This window comes from Mycobacterium gastri (genome assembly GCF_002102175.1).
Taxonomy (GTDB): Bacteria; Actinomycetota; Actinomycetes; order Mycobacteriales; family Mycobacteriaceae; genus Mycobacterium; species Mycobacterium gastri.
This window is the reverse complement of record NZ_LQOX01000055.1, coordinates 70,748-90,827: the sequence shown is the minus strand read 5'-3', so window position 1 is coordinate 90,827 and position 20,080 is coordinate 70,748. Positions and strand designations below refer to the sequence as shown.

Sequence of the window (20,080 nt, the reverse complement as noted above, 5' to 3'; positions counted from 1 at the left end):
AACAGGGCGATTCCGCGTCTGCTGGCCAACCGGAACCTCACACGCTGCGACGGCCGGTGACGTGCATCGCCTCGGCAATCGAGTCGGCGAGCGGGTCGAGCTCGCCGACGGTCAGATCGGCAATGGTGATGCGCATTCCGGGCGGGGTCGCAATCCGAAACCGCGATCCCGGCGCCGCCGCCCAGCCGGTGTTGAGCAGCCGGGTGATCGCCACCGTTTCGTCGGGCACCGGAATCCACACGTTCAGCCCGGATCGACCGTATGCAACGACACCGCGGTCGGCCAGGGCAGCGCACAAGCGCACCCGGGTATCGGCGTAACGCCGTTCGGCCTTGCGGACCAGGCGCGTGGCCGCCTCGTCCGACCACAGCGTGACGGCCAGGTCCTGCAGCAGGTGGCTCACCCAGCCCGGCCCGAGTCGCAACCGTCCCTGCACCCGCTCGACCGTCCGCTGATCTCCGGCCAGGAGGGCCAGACGCAGGTCGGGGCCATAGGCCTTCGATACCGAACGCACGAAAGCCCAGTGCCCAGTCGAGCCTGCCAGGCTGTGCAGGGGCGCCCCGGCGATGCCGGCGCAGTGGTCGTCCTCGACGAGGAGGACGTCGTCGGATCGGCCCGCCAACAAATTGCCCAGCGCGGCCGCACGATCCGCGGACAACGCCGCCCCGGTCGGATTCTGCGCACGAGTGGTGAGCACCAGTGCCCGCGCGCCGCGGCCCAGCGCCCGGGCAAGGTCGGCAACCAGCGGCCCATCGTCGTCGACTCGTACCGGCTCGACGTTAAGCCTCAGTGCCGCAAGCAGATCGAGCAGGTTGGCCCAGCCCGGGTCCTCGACGGCGACCCGGTCACCGGGTCGCAGGTGTGCGGTCAGAGCCCGCTCAATCCCGTCGAGCGCGCCGCTGGTCACCGCGAGGTGCTGGGCCGGGACGCCATCCGGGGTCAGCGTGGCGCGAGCATAGCTGACCAACTCGTCCGACATCGGCGGCTGTCCGTAGAGGACGGGCGGCCCGGCACGGGTCCGCAGCCGCGCGGCGGCGATGGGCAACAAGGCGGGGTCCGGGTTGCCGGTAGACAAGTCCCGGGCGCCTTCGGGGACATCAAGGCCGAGCGCGGACCGGGGGGTGGTGGCCGGGCGGTTCCGCACCCGGGTACCGCGCCGTCCCGCCGTCTCGACGGCCCCGCGATCACGAAGGATGCGATAGGCGGCGGCAACCGTGTTGGGATTCACGCCGAGTTGGCCCGCGACGTCGCGGATCGGCGGCAGGGTGTCGCCGGGCGTGAGACTGCCTTGGGAGATGGCTTGTTCGACGCTGGTGGCTATGGATTCGGCACCCGTTCCCGTTATCCTATATTGTGCTGGCACAGTCGTAATTATGTACTAGTACGGAAGCGGTGGCAATCATATGACCCTTGCATACCAACCAACGCCGCGCACCGCTCCCTCTCGGTACCGGGAGCGTGCACGTTACGACAGCGAGACCGTCCACCGCATCCTCGACGAGGCGTTGTTTTGTCATGTCGGCTATGTCCGCGACGGCAGGCCGGTGGTCCTGCCGACCATGCATGTTCGCTGCGGCGAGACGCTGTACATTCACGGCTCCACCGGCAGCGGATCCATGCTTGCCGCCAAGGCCGCCGGCCTGCCCGTCTGCCTCACCGCCACCGTTGTCGACGGGCTGGTGCTGGCCCGCTCGGCGATGCACCATTCCCTGAACTATCGCTCGGTAGTCGTGATGGGCACCGCACGTGTGGTTGACGACGACGCCGAGAAGTTGCCTGCCTTGCACGCGCTGCTCGATCACATCCGGCCGGGCCGCGCCGCCGACTGCCGGACCCCCAACACCCAAGAACTGGCCGCCACCGCGGTACTTGCGCTGCAGCTTGTCGAGGTTTCGGCCAAGGTGCGCCACGGCGGACCGGTCGACGATCCGGGAGACCTTGCGCTGCCGCATTGGGCCGGGGTCATCCCGCTGACCGTGACGGCGGGGACACCGCAACCGGCCGACGATCTCGACCCTGCTACCCCGCTGCCGGACTACCTGACCGCCGCGCGCAGACCCTGAGATACCGGTGCGCTCACCGCATGCGGCTAGCAGAACCCGGCTCGGCGGCGCTCGCACGCCAAGTGCTGTCCCACCACGTCCCGACCAGCACGACGACACCGCCCCAGGCCATGCCCAGGAGCCAGCCGGCCAGCACATCGCTGATGTAGTGCACTCCCAGATAGATCCGCGAAAACCCGACCATGACGGACCAGCCCATCGCCATAGTCCAGACAATGATTCGCCCGGTCCACGAGGTGATCAACCAGCGGGTCACCAGCCACCCTGAGAGCAATGCGACTGCGGCGGTGCCCGCCGCGTGCCCGGAAGGAAAGGAGTATCCGCCTTCGGCGATCGTTGCGAAAGGCAGGGCGGGCCGATCCCGGACTACCAGCGCTTTCGCAACCAGAACCACCAGTGCAACACCACCACCGCCGACCAGAGCAAGCACCACCGGAAGCCACGACCTGCACCGCCAGACGACAGCAGCGCAGGTCAGCGCGGTCAGCACCGCCATCCCAACCGGGCCGCCCGCAGCGGTGACCACCCGCAGCGTCGTGGTCAACCACAGGTCACGGTGGGCCGCAAGCCATTCGGCAGCCGGCTGGTCGATCCCCACGATCCCATCACCCTCGAGGACGTCATCGAGCACTTCGGTGAAGCAGACTGCCAGCGCCGTGACCGCTGCGGCGCCGATGAGCAGCGCGACACCGGCGACCTCGGACACCGGCAGCCGACGACTCAGCGCCACTCCCCAGGCGCCCGCCTGCTTGCGTAGCCACGCCAGCACGCGGCCGATCACGGCGACGTTGCACGCCCCCGCCCACAGTCCGCGGATCGGCGCCTCGTGCCGAGCGGTCCACGTCGCCAACACCGCCAGTACTACAAGCCACCCCACGGCCGCTGCGCTCACCAGACCGAAACCGGGGGTACCGGGTCCAGATGGCTGGCTCATGTTTCGAACCCAACTCGGAACGGGAACGCGACGGCGGTCCGGGCGTCGACCACGTTATCAATCCATCGGCCCGGGCCGATGTGAGCGACCGGTTACAGCAGGTAGCGGTAGGCCGGCGAACCCGGCTCGAGGGCCTCGATGTGCAGTTGGGTGGCCCGCATCCGGGCCAACAGTCCGTCCAAGTCCGCGGCGGATCCGAGCTCGATACCCACCAGCGCTTCGCCGGTCTCGCGGTTGTTGCGCTTGACGTACTCGAACAAGGTGATGTCGTCGGTGGGACCGAGCACCCCGTCGAGGAACCGGCGCAGCGCACCGGGCTCCTGCGGGAAGTCCACCAGGAAATAGTGCTTGAGGCCCAGGTGCACCAACGAACGCTCCAGCACCTCGCCATAGCGCGACACGTCGTTGTTGCCACCCGAGATCAGGCACACCACGGTGGACCCGGGCTCGATGTCGGCTTCCAGCAAGCCGGCAACCGACAGGGCGCCCGCCGGTTCAGCGATGATGCCCTCGTTCTGATACAGATCGAGCATCGCGGTACAGACCGCGCCCTCGTCGACGGTGGTGATCGACACCATGTCCCCGGCGGCTGCCAGCGCCGTATACGTCAGGGTTCCGGCCCGGCTGACCGCCGCACCGTCGACGAATTGGTCCACGTGTTCCAGCGTCACCGGCTCGCCCGCGGCCAGCGCGGCCATCATCGCGGCGGCCCCGGCCGGCTCGACACCCAGCACCGCGGTGGCCGACGTCCGCTCGGCCAGATAAGTGGTAATCCCGGCGATGCAGCCACCCCCACCGACCGGCACCACCACCAGGTCGGGCTCTTCGACGATCGGGCCGAGTTCGGCGAGGATTTCGACGGCGATGGTGCCCTGCCCGGCGATGGTGCGCAGGTCGTCGTACGGGTGTACCAGCGTGGCGCCGGTGCGGCGAACGTCTTCCAGCGCCGCTGCGGCGGCCAAGTCATAGGTCGCCCCACCCACGATCAACTCGATGAACTCCCCGCCGTGATAGCGGATCCGGTCTCGCTTTTGTTTGGGTGTCTTCGCCGGGACGTAGACGCGGCCGCGCACCCCCAGTGACCGGCAGGCGAAAGCGAAGCCCTGCGCATGGTTACCGGCCGAGCAGCACACCACACCGGCGGCCAGCTCCTCATCGGTCAGTTGCACCAGCAGGTTGTAGGCCCCGCGCAGCTTATAGGAGCGCACCACCTGCAGGTCTTCGCGTTTCAGATAGACCGTCGCACCGGTGATCGCCGACAATCGGTCACTGCGCTGCAACGGCGTCGGTGTGATGACCGGGGCAATCCGCTTCGCCGCACTGTCGATGTCAGCCGCGGACAGCAGCGGTGAGCTGCTCGGGCTCTGGCTCAGTTCAGCGGACACCGATCAATGGTGCCATGCCACCCGCCGATCAACTCAGCTCACCGGCGTCAGCACGAACACCGGGATCTGGCGGTCGGTCTTTTTCTGATATTCGGCGTAGTCCGGCCAGGCCTGCACGGCCCTGTCCCACCAGGTGGCCTTCTGGTCGCCGAATACCTCACGGGCCTCGTAGTCACGCGTGACGGTGCCGTCCCGAAGCTCGACCCGCGGGTTCTTCTTGACGTTGTGGTACCACACCGGGTGCTGCGGGGCACCGCCCAACGAGGCGACGATTGCGTACTCGCCGTCATGCTCCACGCGCATCAGCGGCGTCTTGCGGAGTTTGCCGGTTTTGGCCCCGACGGTGGTCAGCAGCACGACCGGTTTGCCCTTCAGCTCTGTGCCTTCGGTCCCGCCTGATTCCGAGTACTTGTCGGCCTGTTCGCGCGACCAGTCGAGCGGGCTGGGCGCGTATTCACCATCTAACGGCATGACCACCACTCTAGAGAGGCATGCTTCAGGCTGCCGACACCGCCGCCGTCTGGCCAAAACTTCGGTTAATCGAAATCAAAGTGATGGGTATTCTGAATTTATGACCACAGCCGAACGATTGCGCTCGTTCGCCGCACCGAATAATGCGGATGTACTGATCGCGGGTGTGCCCTGGCCGCGGCACAAGTTGTTCGCCGTGATCGCCGGGTTCGCCGCCCTGGTAGTTCTCGGGGTGCTGACCACCAGCGCAGCCGCGTCGGTGCTGGGCGCCACCGCCGTCGGAATCGTGGTCGGACTGGTGTTGAAAGTGCTGACGCCGGCCCAGCGCTAACCGCGGTTCACCGCGTTCTGGCCAACTCGGCGATCGTGTTCACCCTTTTTATTGCCGTCGCAATCTCGTCTGCGAATTGGTGGCGGCGCCGGGCAATGTTCTCGTTGTCGGAGTCGTCGGCTCCATCCACGAGTTCGCGATGGCGAGCCAGTCGAAGTGCGGTCTTGAAAAGCTCCATCGACCTCGACTCGGCGTTGGCGATTCTGCGCTGTAGTTCCCACTGCTTGCCCACCTGCAGGCACTCGTCAAGAAACGCCTGCTCGTCGAACGCATCGTCTGCGCAGGCAGCCAGCCGGTCGGCGACGATGTGGTAGGCGTCCAGGAACGGCCGCAACACCAGATGCGCCAGCAGCAGATCGGCCGACTCCAGCAGCCGCCGCACCTGCTCCGCGGTGGCTGCCTTGGTGGTGTCTTCCACCGGCCCGATCAGCCGTACTTCATCGGCGAGGTCCTTCTCGAACTGCGCCCGCGCCGAGAAGAGGAACTCGAACTTCAGCAGCTCGCGAAGCCGCAGCGCCTCGTCGCGCACGGTAGCCGGTAACACCGAACCGTTCGCGGAATGTTCGGAGATCTCCGCGGCCGCCAACAATGCCATCTCCGCGATGGCACGGTCGACAAAGATGTGGATTGCGGTGTTGCGATAGAACGCGGCGACGAGGTGCTGGTCCTCGCCGACGCCCCAAACCGCTTCGGTGCCGGCCTCGTAGACGCGAACCACCCCCGACGCCACCATTTGGTGCAGGGCCCATCGGATCGTGGAGCGGTTCGTCAGGTCCGCCGCGCCGGCCACCGACCAGTGGCGCGCGGCGATGTAGCTGGCCAGAGGTTGCACCGTGGCCAGCACCTCGCTGATGGACAGCGAGCGGTCGGCACCCAGCAGCGCCAGACTAACGACCGCGGTGGGCGTGACCGGCGTGGCACGGTTGATGCGGTGCTCCACGTCGAGGGCAATGCGTTCGATCTCGGTCCCGGTCCCCGAGTCGTCGGCCCGCAACTCCTCGAGGCGTTTGCGCAGCGGCAGCGGTTCGCCGAAGTCCAGGTAGGCACGGCCGAGCCGTTCACCCTGCTGGCGCGCGAGCCGGATCAGGAAGCGCAGGTCTTCCGGCGGTTTCACCGCGCCGTAGGCCTCGGTGGTCATGGCCTCCACCTCGTGCAGCTGGTCGTACACGATGGATGTCGGCACCAAATACACCTCCGGACCGTCGATCTCGTCGACGGCATCGGCGATGTAGCGCAAGATCCCGAACACCGGAGGGCGTAGTTTGCCGGTCCGGGTCCGGCCTCCTTCGATGGACCAGGTCAGGTTGGCATGGTTTTGCACCAGCTGCGCGGCGTAGGCGCGCAGTACGAACCGGTAAACGGGAATGTCTTTGGTCTGGCGCCGGATGAAGATGGCGCCGGTGCGCTTGGCCCACGCACCCATCGGGAAGAAGTTCAAGTTCGCGCCGCCGAAGGTCAGCGCCGGCGACAGCCGATTGGCCAGGATCACCTCGGGTAGCAGTAAGCCGTCCAAGTACGAGCGATGCGAGAACGCGAACGCCAGGGTCGCTCGCCGATCCAGCTTGCGCAGCGCGGCGATCTGGTCCTCGTCGACCAGCACGTCGTAGGCCCGCATGAGCCAGCGGCTGAAACCGCGCCACGCCTCCACGGCCCGCTCGTCGAGCGAGGCCGCCATCTCCCGTAGGTAGCCCGCGGCCTCGGCGCGCACGCTGTCCGGATCACGTCCGAGTTCGTTGGCCAGCTGAGCCAGCCGTTCGTCATACCACGGAGTGCCCAGCAACTGGACGACCTCGGCCGGGTCGGTCGACAACGGCGTGATCGATTCGTCGACAATTCCGGTGCGCTGCAACAGCTTTCGCACCGCAACCCGACCGACTTCGCGTGCCGTCACCGCCGCTCCCCCAGTGCTGCCGGTTGCGCGGTCGCCGCGACGGCGGGTTCGTGGACGTCGGGTCCCGGCTTAGCCGCGTAGAGTTCCTCGATCTCGGCGGTGTACTTGACGAGAATCGGGCGGCGCTTGAGCTTCATGGTCAGCGTGATCTCGTCCCCGCCGGGCTCCCACAAGGTAGGCAGTACCCGGAACCGCTTGATCTGCTCGACGCGGGAAAGTTTGGCGTTGCCCTCGGCCACGCCGGCCGCGATCCGGGCGATCACTTCGGGGTCGGCGGCCAGGGCCGCGGGCGAGGCGTCGGCCAGCCCGTGCTGGGCGGCGTACGGACCGACCGAATCGGCGTCGAAAACCAGCAGCGCGGAGTTGTAAGGGCGCCCGTCGCCGATCGCCATCATCACGCCGATCATCGGGCAGGCGGCCAGAATGGTGTTCTCAATGTTGGCCGGCGACATGTTCTTTCCGGCCGCATTGATGATCAACTCCTTCTTCCGGTCGACCACCCGCAGGTAGCCGTGCTCGTCGACGTCGAAAATGTCGCCGGTGTGCAGCCAACCATCGGCATCGATGGCCGCCGCGGTCTTCTCCGGCTCCTTGCGGTAACCCTTCATCACCAGCGGGCCGCGGACCAGATATTCCCCGTCCTCGGCGATCCTGCCTTCCAGCCCGGGCAGCAGCTTGCCGACGCTGCCAAGCCGAGCGTCGCGGGGGTGACACGCGGTGGCCGCGCAGCTCAGCTCGGACATTCCCCAAATCTCGGCGATCGGGATGCCGATGCCGGCGAAGAAACCCAGCGTCTCCTTGGGTATCGGCGCGGCTCCCGAGATCGCCCACCGAAGCTCCCCGAAGCCGAGCCGCTCACGAAGCTTCGACAACACCAGCTCGTCGGCCTTGGCCCATTCGGCGGCCAGCTCATCGGGAATCGGCATACCGGCAAGCACTGCTTCGGCGCGTTTGGCGGCCACCGACATCGCCCACTGCAGTGCCTGCCGCTTCACCTCGTCGGTCTCGTGGCTGACCGTGAATTCGATTCCGGCCTTGAGCTTTTCCCACACCCGGGGCACCGCGCCCCACACGGTCGGCCGCACGTCGGGCAACGCCGCCGCGATAGCGCGACCGTCGGAGACCACCGTGACCTGGGTGCCGAACATCTCCTGGAGGTACAGCGCGGTCATCCGGTCGGCGATATGCGCCGACGGCAGAAACGACGTGACCCGGTCACCGAACTCGATTCCGAGCACCTCGTCGATGGCGTAACCCTCGAACAGCAGGTTGGTGTGCGTCATCTCCACACCTTTGGGGTTTCCGGTGGTTCCGGATGTGTAGATGAGGGTGACGACGTCGTCGGGTTGCACTGCGCGCCACGCCGCCTCGAAGTCGAAATCAGCGGGCGCGGCCGCATAGAGCTCGGCGACCGAGATGGTGCCTTCCGGCGAACCGTCAATGCAGACGATGTGGTCGATGGGGGCACCGCTGGCACGGATGCGGTCGACGTATTGCTCCTCGCAGAGCACCACCTTGGTGCCGGCGTTGCCGAACACGTACGTCAGCTGCTCGGCAGGCAGCGTGTTGTACACCGAAAAGGACGTGGTGCCAAGGTGTTGGGCGCCCACCTCCAGCGGATAGAACTCGATGCGGTTGGCCATCATCAGCGAAACCGTGTCGCCGCGCCCAACCCCCAGACCCGCAAGGCCGGCCGCAGCCCGTCGCACCTGCGCAGCGTACTCGCGCCAGGTCAACGTCTGGGTGGCGCCCGGCGTCCGCAGTGCCACCGCGTCCGGATCGATCACCGCGGTGCGCTGGAATGCCTCGCACAGGGTGGTCGGGCGCTCGGTTATGGTCATTTCCGTTCTCCTTGGCGCCAGATCAGCACTGCCCACATCACACCGGTGAGCGTACGTCCGCGATTATCAGGCGCGGAATACCCTGCCGCAATCCGCGTCCGTTCGAATTATGGCCTCCACCCCCGGTATTGACGTCAGCGACCTCTCGTCGCTGGGCAGACCGCGTCGCTCACTCAGTACGCGCGAGCGCTGGACAGCCAGCGGCCTGGGTCCTCGGCGACGGCTTGTTCGCGTTTCTGTCCGAGCCGGTGATTGTGGGCGTCTTCCGTCGCGTCACCGAGCACTTCAAGTCCGGGAGCTGGCCTTCAACGACTACGGACGCATCGGCTCGTTCAGCCGGGTCACGGTGAAGCTGGCCCCGCAGCCCCCATCGCCACCCGGTGGTGCCGGTGGCGATGGTGAGCCAGAACAGTCCCAGCACCGAGCGGCGGTAGCAATGCTTGATGTCCGGCCAGGCCAGGTGCAGGCCACAGTTCGTGGCTGCTGAATCCGGCGACGAGATCACAGACGCGGGCAAACGTCTTCGACCGAGCCGCCGCGTCGATGAACGTCATCAGGATCCTCCAGCGTCGGGCTTGCCGAATCTCTCGCGATGCCCCAAGCGGTGCAACCGAATCCACTCCAGCAGGCCCTTGGGGCCCCGGCGCGTCATCACGAAGAACCAGCCGAAGCGCGCCACTCCTGGAGCTTCGCGATGTTTATGTGAGTCCAGCTATATTTGATAGTCATGTGGACGGTACCGCTGAAGGCCAAAGACAAGCTTTCCGCGCTGGTTGGCGAAGCGGATATCGCCCACGACGCCATTCAGATCAGCCGCCACGGGCCGGTCGCCGCGGTCACTATGTCCGCCAATGATCTCGAGTTCCCCACGCAGGCCTGCGCGCGGTGCCGACTCGGTATCGCCGAGGCGCTCGTGCGAGACGACGCCGACTACGCCGACAACAGCGAGCAGATCCGCAGATGGTACGGCCTGATGTGACAGGCGGCGATGCGCCATGGTCGTGCAGCTGTCACCGAATGCGTGCGTGCGCTAGGTCGACCGCCGCACGAAAGCGCCGCTGCAGTGGTTGAAACTGTTAGCTGCACAGACCTTGGCGTAGCGTTCGACGAACTCGATGCCAAGATCAACGCGGGCATGAAGGACTATGCGATTCCGGGCGTCGCGGTTGCCGTCTGGGCCGGCGGCCAAGAATACGTCAAAGGCTACGGGGTCACCAATGTCGACCATCCGTTGCCTGTCGACGGCGACACTGTCTTCCGAATCGGTTCCACCACAAAAACTTTCACAGGCACAGCGATGATGCGGCTGGTCGAGCAGGGCAAGGTGGACCTGGATTCACCTGTGCGCCTCTACATCCCCGACTTCGCGGTGGCCGACGAGTCGGTCAGCGCCACGGTAACCGTGCGCCAACTGCTCAACCACACTGCAGGCTGGGATGGTCGCAATGGGCAGGACTTTGGGCGCGGCGATGACGCGGTGGCGCGCTACGTCAACTCAATGACACGTTTACCGCAGCTGACTCCTCCGGGAACCGCGTTCGCATACAACAATTCAGGTCTTGTGGTGGCGGGCCGCATCATCGAGCTTGTCGCCGGAACAACCTACGAGTCTGCGATGCAGAAGCTGGTTCTTGACCCCCTGCAGCTGGCTCACACCCGCTACTTTTCCGACCAAATTATCGGTCTGAATGTGGCGGCACCACACAAGGTGCTTGACGGCAAACCCATTGTCGATACCGACTTTTGGGCATTCCCACGCAGCTGCAACCCCACCGGTGGGTTGATGTCCACAGCGCGAGATCAGCTGCGCTACGCACAGTTCCACCTCGGCGACGGCAGAGCGCCTAACGGCGAGCAGATTCTGAGCCGACAGTCGCTGGAGGCAATGCGCTCGAACCCGGGCGCGGGCGGAACACTTTTCGTCGAGCTGACCGGGATGGGCGTGACCTGGATGCTGCGGCCTTCCGCGGAGAATGTGACCATCGTTGAGCACGGCGGCACCTGGAAGGGGCAACGCTCTGGTTTCGTCATGGTGCCCGATCGCAACTTCGCCATGACCGTGCTCACCAACTCTGATGGCGGATTTCATATGATCAACGACCTTTTCGCCTGCGGCTGGGCTTTGCACAGATTCGTCGGGGTCACCAACCTGCCTGCCGCACCGCGACACCTTGGCGCCGTCGACCTGGCGCCCTACGAGGGCCGGTACATCGCCGAGCAAGTGTCCCAGGATGGCAGCCGCCAGCAAGCGGTCATCGACTTCTGGGCAAGGGACGGCCAGCTCGCTGGATGCATGGGCGCCGGCGATGCCAACCCGGATGGCCAAAATAATGCCAGACTGGGCCTCGCCTTCTACCGGCCCGACTACGGGCTCGACCTCGGACCCGACAACAAGCCCACCGGGAGCCGATCCAACTTCGTCCGCGGACCGGACGGCAACATCGCCTGGTTTTGTAGCCACCACGGGCGCCTGTTCCGACGCCAATAGCACAGCACCGATGCCCAAGCTGCTCGCCGATGTGGCGATCGCGGTCGCTCTATTGGTGACTGTGCGGCCGATGTCGCGGTGGTGCGCGCTCAGCTGACTCGGTTTGGGCAGGTGGCCTCCAATGCCACGGTCACGGCTAAGGTGGGCTGATGCCCCGCCCCGACGACGACAGCTGGGATCTGGCGTCTAGCGTCGGCGTCACCGCGACCATTGTCGCGGCGGGGCGCGCGATGGCCACCAAGGATCCGCGCGGTTTGATCAACGATCCGTTCGCTGAACCTCTGGTCCGTGCGGTGGGGCTGGATTTCTTCACCAAGATGATGGACGGCGAACTCGACATGTCGACGATCGCGGACGTCTCACCGACCGTGGCGCAGGCGATGGTCGACGGAAACGCGGTCCGCACGAAGTACTTTGACGACTACGTCCTCGAGGCCACCGACCGGGGGATTCGGCAAGTGGTGATCCTCGCGTCCGGGTTGGACGCCCGGGCCTACCGTCTGCCGTGGCCGGCCGGGACAGTGGTGTACGAGATCGACCAACCACAAGTGATGGAGTTCAAGACGACGACCTTGGCCGACCTGGGCGCCGAACCCTCTGCCACTCGACGCGCCGTGCCCATCGACTTGCGCGCAGATTGGCTGACGGCATTGCAAGCCGCCGGGTTTGATTCGGCAGCACCGACAGCGTGGCTGGCCGAGGGGTTACTGATTTATCTAAAGCCGGAGGACCAGGACCGGCTGTTCGACAACATCACCGCACTTAGCGCGCCCGGGAGCATGATAGCCACTGAATTCGTTACCAGTATCGTGGATTTCGGCGCCGAGCGAGCGCGGACTATATCCAACCCGTTCCGCGACCATGGCGTCGACGTCGACTTGGCTTCGTTGGTCTACACCGGCCAACGCAACCACGTCCTCGACTACCTCCGTGCCAAGTGCTGGCAGCTCGAAGGCGTGCCGCTAACAGAACTGTTCCGGCGCAGCGGCCTCAATGTGCCCACTCCAGACGACGACGACACCATCTTCATTAGCGGCGGCTTGACCGACCACCCGCGGTGATCAGCCCCGCGGTGGACTGCATGGCAATCTGAGGCGTTTCTGACTTAACCGCAGAGATGGCGTGAAAAATCACCGAACTCATGGCGTCTCCCCGGTGGGGCCGGTGTTGGTGTGGCGATGATAGTCGAGGCGGCGTTGCCGGGCGCGGTCAAGGCCGTCGCGGCGGGCCTGCCGGATGGCCTCACCGCGGCCGCTGTGTTCATCGCCGGGAGTGACGTACCCGATCGCTTCGTGCAGCCGAGCCGTATTGTATTTCAATTCGCACTCTTGCCAATTCGGCTTCGAGCAGGGTCGGGTCGGCGATGGTCTCGAGGTGTGGCCACTCACCTTTGATGTGGCCGAAGAACGACTCGTTCCACGCTCGATCCTGCGGCACGCCGGGGCGTCCGTGGTGCTGGGCGATGGCCATCAGCGCCATGAACGCGCGGGTGTCGTGCGCGGTCATCGGCGGCCCGTTGTCGCTGACGGCGAGCAGGATCGGCCGACGCGGGTCGTCGGGGTCGAGGTCGAGCCGCTCGTCGGTGAGCAGCCTGTGCTGCCCGAGGAGATCGCCGCGATCCTCGGGTGCCGGCCCGGCGCCCGGCGTGAGTAGTTTCACCCAACACGCCGTTTGTATGCGATTCTTTGACCATAGTTGTGCGAGATGGGATACGTACATCTCACGACGAAGGAACTGTCCGTGGCTGACGACGACGACGGCGCCTGGTAGGTATGCGGAACGGCGGTGGATAAGGTTCGGATTGGTCAATGAATTCCTAGGGATGAGGACGTCGTTCGCAAGTTGCGCCGGGCGGACGAGCTGGCTGCGGCGGGCACGATATCCGTACGTTGCGCGCGCCGAATGCGTCTAGAAGGGAGGATTGTGATGCGTAGCGACCACGATAGCTGGGATCTGGCCAGCCATGTCGGCGCGACCGCAACGCTGGTGGCCGCGGGCCGCGCGAGGGCTACCAATTCGGCCGATCCGTTGATCGAGGACCGGTTCGCCGAGCCGTTGGTCCGCGCGGTGGGTATCGAATTCCTTATCAGATGGGCCACCGGAGAGCTCTGCGCATCCGACGTCGACGAGCCCGAAGCGGCCTGGGGTCTACAGCGAATGACCACCGAGTTGGTGGCCCGCACTCGCTACTTCGATCAGTTCCTTATGGACGCCACAGCCACCGGGATTCGGCAGGCGGTGATCCTGGCGTCCGGGCTCGACGCGCGCGGCTACCGACTGCCGTGGCCGCCGGGCATGACGGTGTATGAGATCGATCAGCCGGACGTGCTGAAGTTCAAGGCCGAAACGTTGGCACAGCTGGGTGCTGAACCGACGGCGAATCTGCGGATGGTGCCGGCCGACCTGCGTCACGACTGGCCGGCCGCGCTGCTGCGTAGCGGATTCGAGCCGGCGCTACCGACCGCCTGGATCGCTGAAGGACTGTTCGGTTATCTGCCCCCAGAAGCCCAGGATCGCTTGCTGGACATCGTCACCGATCTCAGCGCGCCGGCAAGCCGGATGGCCATGGAGACGTTCGTGGGGTCGTCGGACCTGGACTCCGGGCGGGTCGAAGAGATCATTCGCAGCGCGACTCGCACCTGGCGCGACCATGGATTCCATCTAGACATCTGGTCGCTGACCTATTCCGGGCCGCGCAGCGAGGTTTCCGACTACCTCGACAACCACGGGTGGCGATCGGTGGGGACCACAGCCGCGCAGCTGCTGGCCGATCACGACCTGCCCGCGATGCCTGGCAATTACGTCGCGCCTTCCGAAAAGCCCAGCTACTACATTTCAGTTCTCGCGTGATACCCGCGACCTAGTGGACACCCACGATGCGGATTCTAGCGGTAACGCGTGCCCACAATGCCGGCGAGACCTTGGCCGATACCTTGGACTCGCTGGCCACATTCAGTGACGACATCTACGCGATCGACGACCGCAGCACCGACGACACCGCTGCGATTCTCGCGAACCACGCCGCGGTCACCAATGTTGTTCGTGCCCGGGCAGATCTACCGTCCACACCATGGTTGATCCCCGAGTCCACCGGGTTGGAGCTGCTGTACCGGATGGCCGATTTCTGTCGCCCGGACTGGATGGTGATGGTCGACGCCGACTGGATTTTCCAGATCGATGTCGACATCCGTGAGGTGCTTGCGCGCACACCGGACGACGTAGCGGCGCTGATGTGTCCGATGGTTTCCCGCTGGGATGATCCGGAATACCCGGACATGGTGCCGGTGATGGGCACCGCCGAGGCGCTGCGCGGGCCATTTTGGCGTTGGTACCCGGGTCTGTATGCGGGACCCAAGTTGATGCACAACTCGCACTGGCCGGCCAACATCATCGATCACGGTCGGATAGGGCAGCTGGACGGAATCCGCTTGACGCACAACGGCTGGTCGACGCTGGAGGAACGGATCTCGCGAGTCAGGCACTACATGCGGCTCGATCCGGATTTTCGGCACAACTTCGGTGTGGCCTATGATCGATCGCTGTTGTTCGGCTACGCACTCGACGAGGTCAGCCTCCTCAAAGCGGACTACCAGCGGCGGGTGCGCGGCGACTTCGACCGGATCGAGCAGTGTGCGCGGCTGCCGATCGAGGCGGAGCCACGCGCGATTGGCCGCGGATACGGACCCCGCGCGAACGGTTTCCATCCCGGCGTCGACTTCGTCGCTGACCCCGGCAGCCCGATCTACGCCGTCATATCCGGAACTGTTTGCTGCGCAAGCGATGTCGATCACCTTTACTCGGTGATCATCTCGAACGGCGATACCGAAATCCGCTACGTGTTTCGGCCTGGTGACGACAGACAAATCGCACTCGGTGATCGAATAAGCGCGGGAACCCGGATCGGCAGCCTCGGTGCCGAAGACCAATCAACAGACGGTTACCTGCATTTCGAGACACGGGTTCGGCGCGCACACGTCAATCCGCTGCGCTATCTGGGCAACATGGGGTTGCGGCCGTGGCCGCCGCCGGGGCGGCTGCGCGCGGTATCGGGTAGCTACCCGCCCGCCACACCATGCACAATCACCGCCGACGAGTGATCTTGGGCGACCTCAGCGCGGCGCGTTGGGCTGTTCGTTGGCGAGCCTCGACCCGTTCCAGCAGACTGCGGCCGGCCCGGATCGTCGAGCGGACCTCCTGCAGCAGTTTGGCGGGATGCTGCCGATCCATGTCGTGCAGTCCTTCGTAGCGGTCGATGCCGAAGCCCACCGTCTCGACACCAATTCCGAACGGCAGGGTCAGAGTTCGCAGCGCGTCAAAGTTCTGATAGGGGACGAACGGCTGACCGGTCACCAGTAGACAACTCGATCGCTGCATATCCAGCGTCCGCGCGGTAAAGGTGAAAGTATCCGCGGAGGTGGCGCGGCGGTTGTTTGGGTCCGGCGACGGTGCCTCGATCAGTGTGATGGGCAGCCCGAGGTCATTGCTGTCTTCGCCGAAGCGCCAGACCATCTGGCCCCGATGCGGGTCGCCTACCCGCTGCCGCCCATGCCGTACCACTTCGCGAGTATCCATCCCGAACGCGTCGGCCGCAGCGGCCGCCAGCAGATCGAATTCGGTACGCGCGCCTGGCGCGCAGGACGTGACCGCGTCGTCTTCGGACGGCAACAGCCGCCGAGAAGCGGCGGCCAGTACGATATGACCGACGCGATTCTCAACAGCCAGGTCCCGCGCCCACCGGGCCCGAAGCATATTCGAGTAACGTCCGGTGCCGATCACCAGCATGTAATCGAATGTTGTTTCAGTGGGCCATGATTCATCTGTAAGGCCCAGCTGTTGCGCCAGCGTCGTGATCGTGTCCAGTTGCCCGTCCGACAGGTCTAGACGGGGGATCATCCACCGTGCCCCGCCGTCGGCGTCTTGGCACCGCACCTGCTCCCCGCTCCGACGTGCCCTCGTCCGGCCCCGGTAATCCCATACCTCGCTGAACTCGTCCAGGGCGGCCAACCGGGCTGCCAGATTGTCGTGCCGCGGGAAAACTCCGCCGAACATGGCAACCAACTGCGCCAGCGCGTCATGCGCACTCCACGCGTCAACCTCCCCGCGCAGCGACGTCAAAAACTCACCATCCAACTCGCCGCCACGCATCGACACCTCAGCCGGACCGTTCACTTCAATTTCCTTGCTCCCTGAACGCGCCACAACGCCAGCCGCTTGTGGAATGCAACCTTCACAGCCTAACTGCGGCGAACTGGGCCAAGACGCACTTTTCCCCCAGACCCGCAATCGCGGGGATCACCGGGGAGACAAGACGCCGCTGAACCCGTCTTGTTCGTAGGCGTATTGCGGCTGATCCTTCGCCCAGTGGATATAGCGGTCAATGCCTTCCCAGATGCCGACTTCGGGCCTGAATCCGATGCTCTTTGCGAGATCGATGTTGGCCGGGAAGCGCGCGACTTCGCCGGCGCGTGCTTCGCGGCGGGCGATCTTGGCGTCGAACTTTCCGGCGATGTACTCGACGATGTCCTTCACCCGGGTGTTTTTGCCGCTCGCGAAATTGATCGCCTGTCCGCGAAGCGCGGTGTTTTGCAACACAATCTTGTATGCATTGACGATATCGCTTACGTACAGATAGTCGCGTGTTGCCGAACCGTCGCCGAAGATCGTGAGGTTTTCGCCGTTGATGGCCTGACGGACGAGTCGTGGAATCAGCGCACCGAATCGTCCGGTTTTCTGGCGCACCCCGAAGATGTTGAATGGCCGAACAATCGTGACGTCAAGACCATAGGAGCGGTAGTAGGAGTAGCACAACCGATCGGCCGCTGCCTTGGAGGCGCCGTATGGGCTGTTCGGTTTCAGCTCCGCTGTCTCGTCAAGAAGCTCGCCTTCCTGCAGATTGTGTCCGTCACCGTACACTTCGCAGGTTGACACGTAAATCAACCGGTTCTTATAGCGCCGGACCGCCTCTAGCACACGGTAGGTCCCCATGACGTTGGTTTCGAGAAAGCTCTCTGGTTCACCGAGAGACTGGTCGACGTTGATATTGGCGGCCAGATGAAAAACGACGTGGTGATCGCGCACCGCGCGATGGACCGTTTCTCCATCGGTCACCGAACCCGAGATAAAGGCCGCTCGCTCGTGCGAACGAAAGTCACTCGTGTTTCGGGTCGCACTCTTCGATGACGTATTCAGAACGGTGACCCAATGCCCGTCGGCCAGTAGCGACTCGGATAGATGACTTCCCTGGAAGCCTGCGCCCCCCGTGACAAGTATTTCCATCTGGTTCGCCCCTCGCATGTCATCGGTAAGGCGTGAGCCTAATCGATGCTCGCGACCAAGTCAGCGATCCGATTCGACTCACGAAACTCCCTACGAAACCCGCGGTGCCTGACGCGAAGATGCAGTGATGAGTGTGCTTCCCTGGAGCCGCCACGCCCGCTCACCGTGTCGAGGTCAGCGACCTCTTCGGCGCCGACGGCGGCAGGCGATCGGGACTGAGCCACAACACGTTACGCGCACGTTACTTCGGTTAGCGGCGGAGGCGCGGTGCCGTATTTTCTGCTGGGGGTGCCTGCCCGCCGTCGATCGCTGGTGCATGCGATTGCGGTGGCAGCCACCTCCCGGCGACGCCCGTGTGGCCGAGATCAACCGAGAGGACCGTGGTAGTGAATTTTGCTGTGTTGCCCCCAGAAGTCAACTCGGCGCTGATGTATGCCGGCGCGGGATCCGGGCCAATGCTGGCGGCGGCGACGGCCTGGGATAGCTTGGTCGCCGACTTGCAGGCGGCCGCCGGCTCATTTGACTCGGTGACCTCGGGACTGGCCAACGGATCGTGGCAAGGCGCGGCGTCGGCGGCAATGGCCGCCGCGGCCGCCGGTTATGCCTGCTGGTTGGCGGGGGTAGCCGCCCACGCCGAGCAGGCCGCGCAGCAGGCCAGGTTGGCGACGCTCTGCTACGAAACCGCGTTTGCCGCGACCGCCCCCCTTGGCTCGTTACCGCCAACCGGGCCGATTTCATATCGCTGGTGGTGTCGAACCTGTTCGGCCAAAACGCTCCGGCCATCGCGGCCGCCGAGGCCAGCTATGAGCAGATGTGGGCTCAAAATGTGGCCGCGATGTCGGGCTATCATGCGGGCGCCACCGCGGCGGCAAGCGCGTTAACGCCGTGGCAGCAATTGCTGTCGAACCTGCCGAACATCAACGTGGGCCTGGGCAACAAAGGCACGCTCAATCCGGGCAGTGGCAACACCGGCAATTTCAACCCCGGCAGCGGCAACACCGGCGATCTGAACCCCGGCAGCGGCAACACCGGCGATCTCAACCCCGGCAGCGGCAACACCGGCAACTTCAACCCCGGCAGCGGCAACACCGGCAACTTCAACCCCGGCAGCGGCAACATCGGCGATCTCAATCTGGGCGTCGGCAACATCGGCAATGGAAACTTTGGTGGTGGGAACTCGGGGCCGGGGCTCACCGCAGGTAATCACAACTTCGGTGTCGGCAACAGCGGCTCTGGAAACATCGGCAGCGGGAACACCGGCAACGCGAACTTCGGCAGCGGCAACACCGGCTCGGGAAACTTCGGCAGCGGCAACACCGGCTCGGGAAACATCGGCAGCGGCAACACCGGCAGCGGAAATGTCGGTTTCGGTAATAAGGGTAACAATGACATCGGGTTCGGACTCTCGGGGGACAACCAAATCGGTTTCGACGTCTGGAACTCCGGCACCGGAAATCTGGGCTTTGGAAATTCGGGCAACGACAACATCGGCTTCTTTAACTCGGGTAACGGAAACATCGGCATTTTTAACTCCGGCCGGGGAATGGGGCTCATAAGTTTCGGCTTGGGGAACTCCGGAAACCTCGACACAGGCTTTTTCAATTCGGGTCACCTCAGCTCGGGCTTGTTCAACTCGGGCGACGTCACTTCGGGCATCGGTAACTCGGGGGCCGACAGCACCGGCTTGTTCAACTCGGGCAGCACCAACACGGGCCTGGCAAACTCGGGCGTCGGCGATACCGGCAGCTTCAACTCGGGCAGCCATAACTGGGGTAGCTTCAACTCGGGCGACACGAACTTCGGCAGCTTCAATGCGGGCAGCACGAACACCGGCGGTTTCAACGCGGGCGACACCAACACCGGCTTCGCCAACTCGGGCAACATCAACACCGGCGCCATCAACTCGGGCAACCTCAACACCGGTCTCGCTAGCCCCGTCGACCAGAACGTCGCGAACTCGGGCTGGCTCAACACCGGCACCAATAACTCGGGCTACGCAAACACCGGTGACCATAACTCCGGCGCCGATAACGACGCTAACGAAGTCCCAGTCAGTGGCAGCGCGGGCCTGCAGAACCAAGGCAGCTATGACGCCGGGATTGAGAACTTCGGCAACTACATGTCGGGCTTCAGAAACACGGGCGTCAGCGTCGGCATGTCCCTGGCCTCTGGGTTCGTAAACACGGGAGTTCACAATTCGGGCATCTTCAACTCAGGCAGCCATGACTCCGGCTTCGCCAACCTGGGCAATTTTGTTTCGGGGCTGATCAATGCCGACGATAACTCGTCGGGCCTCTTACACTAACGATCGACCCGGGCCGTAACCCCCAAGCACCCCGGTCCACGCATCGCCTAGAGGTCTCTGCTCGCCGCGCATGTCCGTAACCCCGTGCGCGATTA

Annotated in this window: 16 protein-coding genes and 3 pseudogenes; 8 read left to right on the top strand and 11 right to left on the bottom strand. The window is 64.8% G+C overall.

Features of this window, described 5'->3' with window-relative positions:
- Positions 1–37: 37 nt before the first annotated feature.
- Complete coding sequence (locus AWC07_RS04150; RefSeq protein WP_036419740.1) at positions 38–1,363, bottom strand: aminotransferase class I/II-fold pyridoxal phosphate-dependent enzyme; 1,326 nt, start codon at positions 1,361–1,363, stop codon at positions 38–40.
- 40 nt (positions 1,364–1,403) lie between these two features.
- Between AWC07_RS04150 and AWC07_RS04145 the strand changes: the two genes are divergently transcribed.
- Positions 1,404–2,063: a pyridoxamine 5'-phosphate oxidase family protein gene (locus AWC07_RS04145; protein WP_036419738.1), complete on the top strand. Its 660-nt coding sequence runs from the start codon at positions 1,404–1,406 to the stop codon at positions 2,061–2,063.
- A 13-nt stretch (positions 2,064–2,076) separates the two neighbouring features.
- Here the strand turns inward: AWC07_RS04145 and AWC07_RS04140 are convergent, their stop codons facing one another.
- From AWC07_RS04140 to AWC07_RS04130, 3 genes are all read right to left on the bottom strand, one after another.
- Complete coding sequence (locus tag AWC07_RS04140; protein WP_051508277.1) at positions 2,077–2,997, bottom strand: phosphatase PAP2 family protein; 921 nt, start codon at positions 2,995–2,997, stop codon at positions 2,077–2,079.
- Positions 2,998–3,089: 92 nt separating this feature from the next.
- Entirely contained in the window at positions 3,090–4,382 is a 1,293-nt protein-coding gene (gene ilvA / locus AWC07_RS04135; protein WP_036419736.1) for a threonine ammonia-lyase, read from the bottom strand.
- 33 nt (positions 4,383–4,415) lie between these two features.
- A complete protein-coding gene (locus tag AWC07_RS04130; RefSeq protein WP_036419748.1) occupies positions 4,416–4,853 on the bottom strand; it encodes a nitroreductase family deazaflavin-dependent oxidoreductase in 438 nt (145 codons plus the stop codon).
- Positions 4,854–4,953: 100 nt separating this feature from the next.
- On the opposite strand from AWC07_RS04130, the gene AWC07_RS04125 reads away from it, so the two are divergent.
- Positions 4,954–5,184 (top strand): hypothetical protein, encoded by a 231-nt coding sequence (locus AWC07_RS04125; RefSeq protein ID WP_036419735.1) that lies wholly within the window; start codon positions 4,954–4,956, stop codon positions 5,182–5,184.
- Between the two features lie 7 nt (positions 5,185–5,191).
- Here the strand turns inward: AWC07_RS04125 and AWC07_RS04120 are convergent, their stop codons facing one another.
- The 4 genes and pseudogenes from AWC07_RS04120 to AWC07_RS26560 all read right to left on the bottom strand — a co-directional run.
- Positions 5,192–7,075: a lysophospholipid acyltransferase gene (locus tag AWC07_RS04120; RefSeq protein WP_036419734.1), complete on the bottom strand. Its 1,884-nt coding sequence runs from the start codon at positions 7,073–7,075 to the stop codon at positions 5,192–5,194.
- Positions 7,072–8,916 (bottom strand): fatty acid--CoA ligase FadD11, encoded by a 1,845-nt coding sequence (gene fadD11, locus AWC07_RS04115; RefSeq protein ID WP_036419732.1) that lies wholly within the window; start codon positions 8,914–8,916, stop codon positions 7,072–7,074. Before fadD11 ends, AWC07_RS04120 begins: the two co-directional genes overlap by 4 nt.
- A 364-nt stretch (positions 8,917–9,280) precedes the next feature.
- A pseudogene (locus tag AWC07_RS04105) lies at positions 9,281–9,470 on the bottom strand (ABC transporter permease); the annotation flags it as partial.
- Positions 9,470–9,589 (bottom strand): annotated as a pseudogene (locus tag AWC07_RS26560) (galactofuranosyltransferase GlfT1); the annotation flags it as partial. The pseudogenes AWC07_RS04105 and AWC07_RS26560, both read right to left, overlap by 1 nt.
- Before the next feature lie 54 nt (positions 9,590–9,643).
- On the opposite strand from AWC07_RS26560, the gene AWC07_RS04100 reads away from it, so the two are divergent.
- From AWC07_RS04100 to AWC07_RS04090, 3 genes are all read left to right on the top strand, one after another.
- Positions 9,644–9,895 (top strand): type II toxin-antitoxin system Phd/YefM family antitoxin, encoded by a 252-nt coding sequence (locus AWC07_RS04100; protein WP_036419728.1) that lies wholly within the window; start codon positions 9,644–9,646, stop codon positions 9,893–9,895.
- Positions 9,896–9,904: 9 nt separating this feature from the next.
- On the top strand, positions 9,905–11,404 hold the full coding sequence (locus AWC07_RS04095; protein ID WP_051508276.1) for a serine hydrolase domain-containing protein: 1,500 nt from the start codon (positions 9,905–9,907) through the stop codon (positions 11,402–11,404).
- 149 nt (positions 11,405–11,553) lie between these two features.
- On the top strand, positions 11,554–12,465 hold the full coding sequence (locus tag AWC07_RS04090) for a class I SAM-dependent methyltransferase (RefSeq protein WP_036419724.1): 912 nt from the start codon (positions 11,554–11,556) through the stop codon (positions 12,463–12,465).
- Positions 12,466–12,664: 199 nt separating this feature from the next.
- Here AWC07_RS04090 and AWC07_RS04085 read toward each other — a convergent pair whose 3' ends face one another.
- Positions 12,665–13,063: a DDE-type integrase/transposase/recombinase gene (locus tag AWC07_RS04085; RefSeq protein ID WP_051508275.1), complete on the bottom strand. Its 399-nt coding sequence runs from the start codon at positions 13,061–13,063 to the stop codon at positions 12,665–12,667.
- 264 nt (positions 13,064–13,327) lie between these two features.
- On the opposite strand from AWC07_RS04085, the gene AWC07_RS04080 reads away from it, so the two are divergent.
- Positions 13,328–14,254: a class I SAM-dependent methyltransferase gene (locus AWC07_RS04080; RefSeq protein WP_036419722.1), complete on the top strand. Its 927-nt coding sequence runs from the start codon at positions 13,328–13,330 to the stop codon at positions 14,252–14,254.
- Between the two features lie 26 nt (positions 14,255–14,280).
- On the top strand, positions 14,281–15,501 hold the full coding sequence (locus tag AWC07_RS04075) for a peptidoglycan DD-metalloendopeptidase family protein (protein WP_036419721.1): 1,221 nt from the start codon (positions 14,281–14,283) through the stop codon (positions 15,499–15,501).
- Here AWC07_RS04075 and AWC07_RS04070 read toward each other — a convergent pair.
- Both AWC07_RS04070 and AWC07_RS04065 read right to left on the bottom strand, forming a co-directional pair.
- Positions 15,485–16,549, bottom strand: a complete 1,065-nt coding sequence (locus AWC07_RS04070) for a hypothetical protein (protein WP_244187486.1) — start codon at positions 16,547–16,549, stop codon at positions 15,485–15,487. The genes AWC07_RS04075 and AWC07_RS04070 overlap by 17 nt on opposite strands.
- Before the next feature lie 147 nt (positions 16,550–16,696).
- Positions 16,697–17,680, bottom strand: a complete 984-nt coding sequence (locus AWC07_RS04065; RefSeq protein ID WP_036419744.1) for an NAD-dependent epimerase/dehydratase family protein — start codon at positions 17,678–17,680, stop codon at positions 16,697–16,699.
- A gap of 386 nt (positions 17,681–18,066) precedes the next feature.
- Between AWC07_RS04065 and AWC07_RS04060 the strand changes: the two are divergent.
- A pseudogene (locus tag AWC07_RS04060) lies at positions 18,067–19,985 on the top strand (PPE domain-containing protein).
- The last annotated feature ends 95 nt before the right edge of the window (positions 19,986–20,080 follow it).

Coding starts and splice junctions, on each gene's coding strand:
- AWC07_RS04075 (WP_036419721.1), top strand. CDS start 14,281: ATGCGGATTCTAGCGGTAACGCGTGCCCACAATGCCGGCGAGACCTTG.
- AWC07_RS04125 (WP_036419735.1), top strand. CDS start 4,954: ATGACCACAGCCGAACGATTGCGCTCGTTCGCCGCACCGAATAATGCG.
- AWC07_RS04070 (WP_244187486.1), bottom strand. CDS start 16,549: ATGCGTGGCGGCGAGTTGGATGGTGAGTTTTTGACGTCGCTGCGCGGG.
- AWC07_RS04090 (WP_036419724.1), top strand. CDS start 11,554: ATGCCCCGCCCCGACGACGACAGCTGGGATCTGGCGTCTAGCGTCGGC.
- AWC07_RS04100 (WP_036419728.1), top strand. CDS start 9,644: ATGTGGACGGTACCGCTGAAGGCCAAAGACAAGCTTTCCGCGCTGGTT.
- AWC07_RS04130 (WP_036419748.1), bottom strand. CDS start 4,853: ATGCCGTTAGATGGTGAATACGCGCCCAGCCCGCTCGACTGGTCGCGC.
- fadD11 (WP_036419732.1), bottom strand. CDS start 8,916: ATGACCATAACCGAGCGCCCGACCACCCTGTGCGAGGCATTCCAGCGC.
- AWC07_RS04065 (WP_036419744.1), bottom strand. CDS start 17,680: ATGGAAATACTTGTCACGGGGGGCGCAGGCTTCCAGGGAAGTCATCTA.
- AWC07_RS04095 (WP_051508276.1), top strand. CDS start 9,905: ATGCGCCATGGTCGTGCAGCTGTCACCGAATGCGTGCGTGCGCTAGGT.
- AWC07_RS04145 (WP_036419738.1), top strand. CDS start 1,404: ATGACCCTTGCATACCAACCAACGCCGCGCACCGCTCCCTCTCGGTAC.
- AWC07_RS04140 (WP_051508277.1), bottom strand. CDS start 2,997: ATGAGCCAGCCATCTGGACCCGGTACCCCCGGTTTCGGTCTGGTGAGC.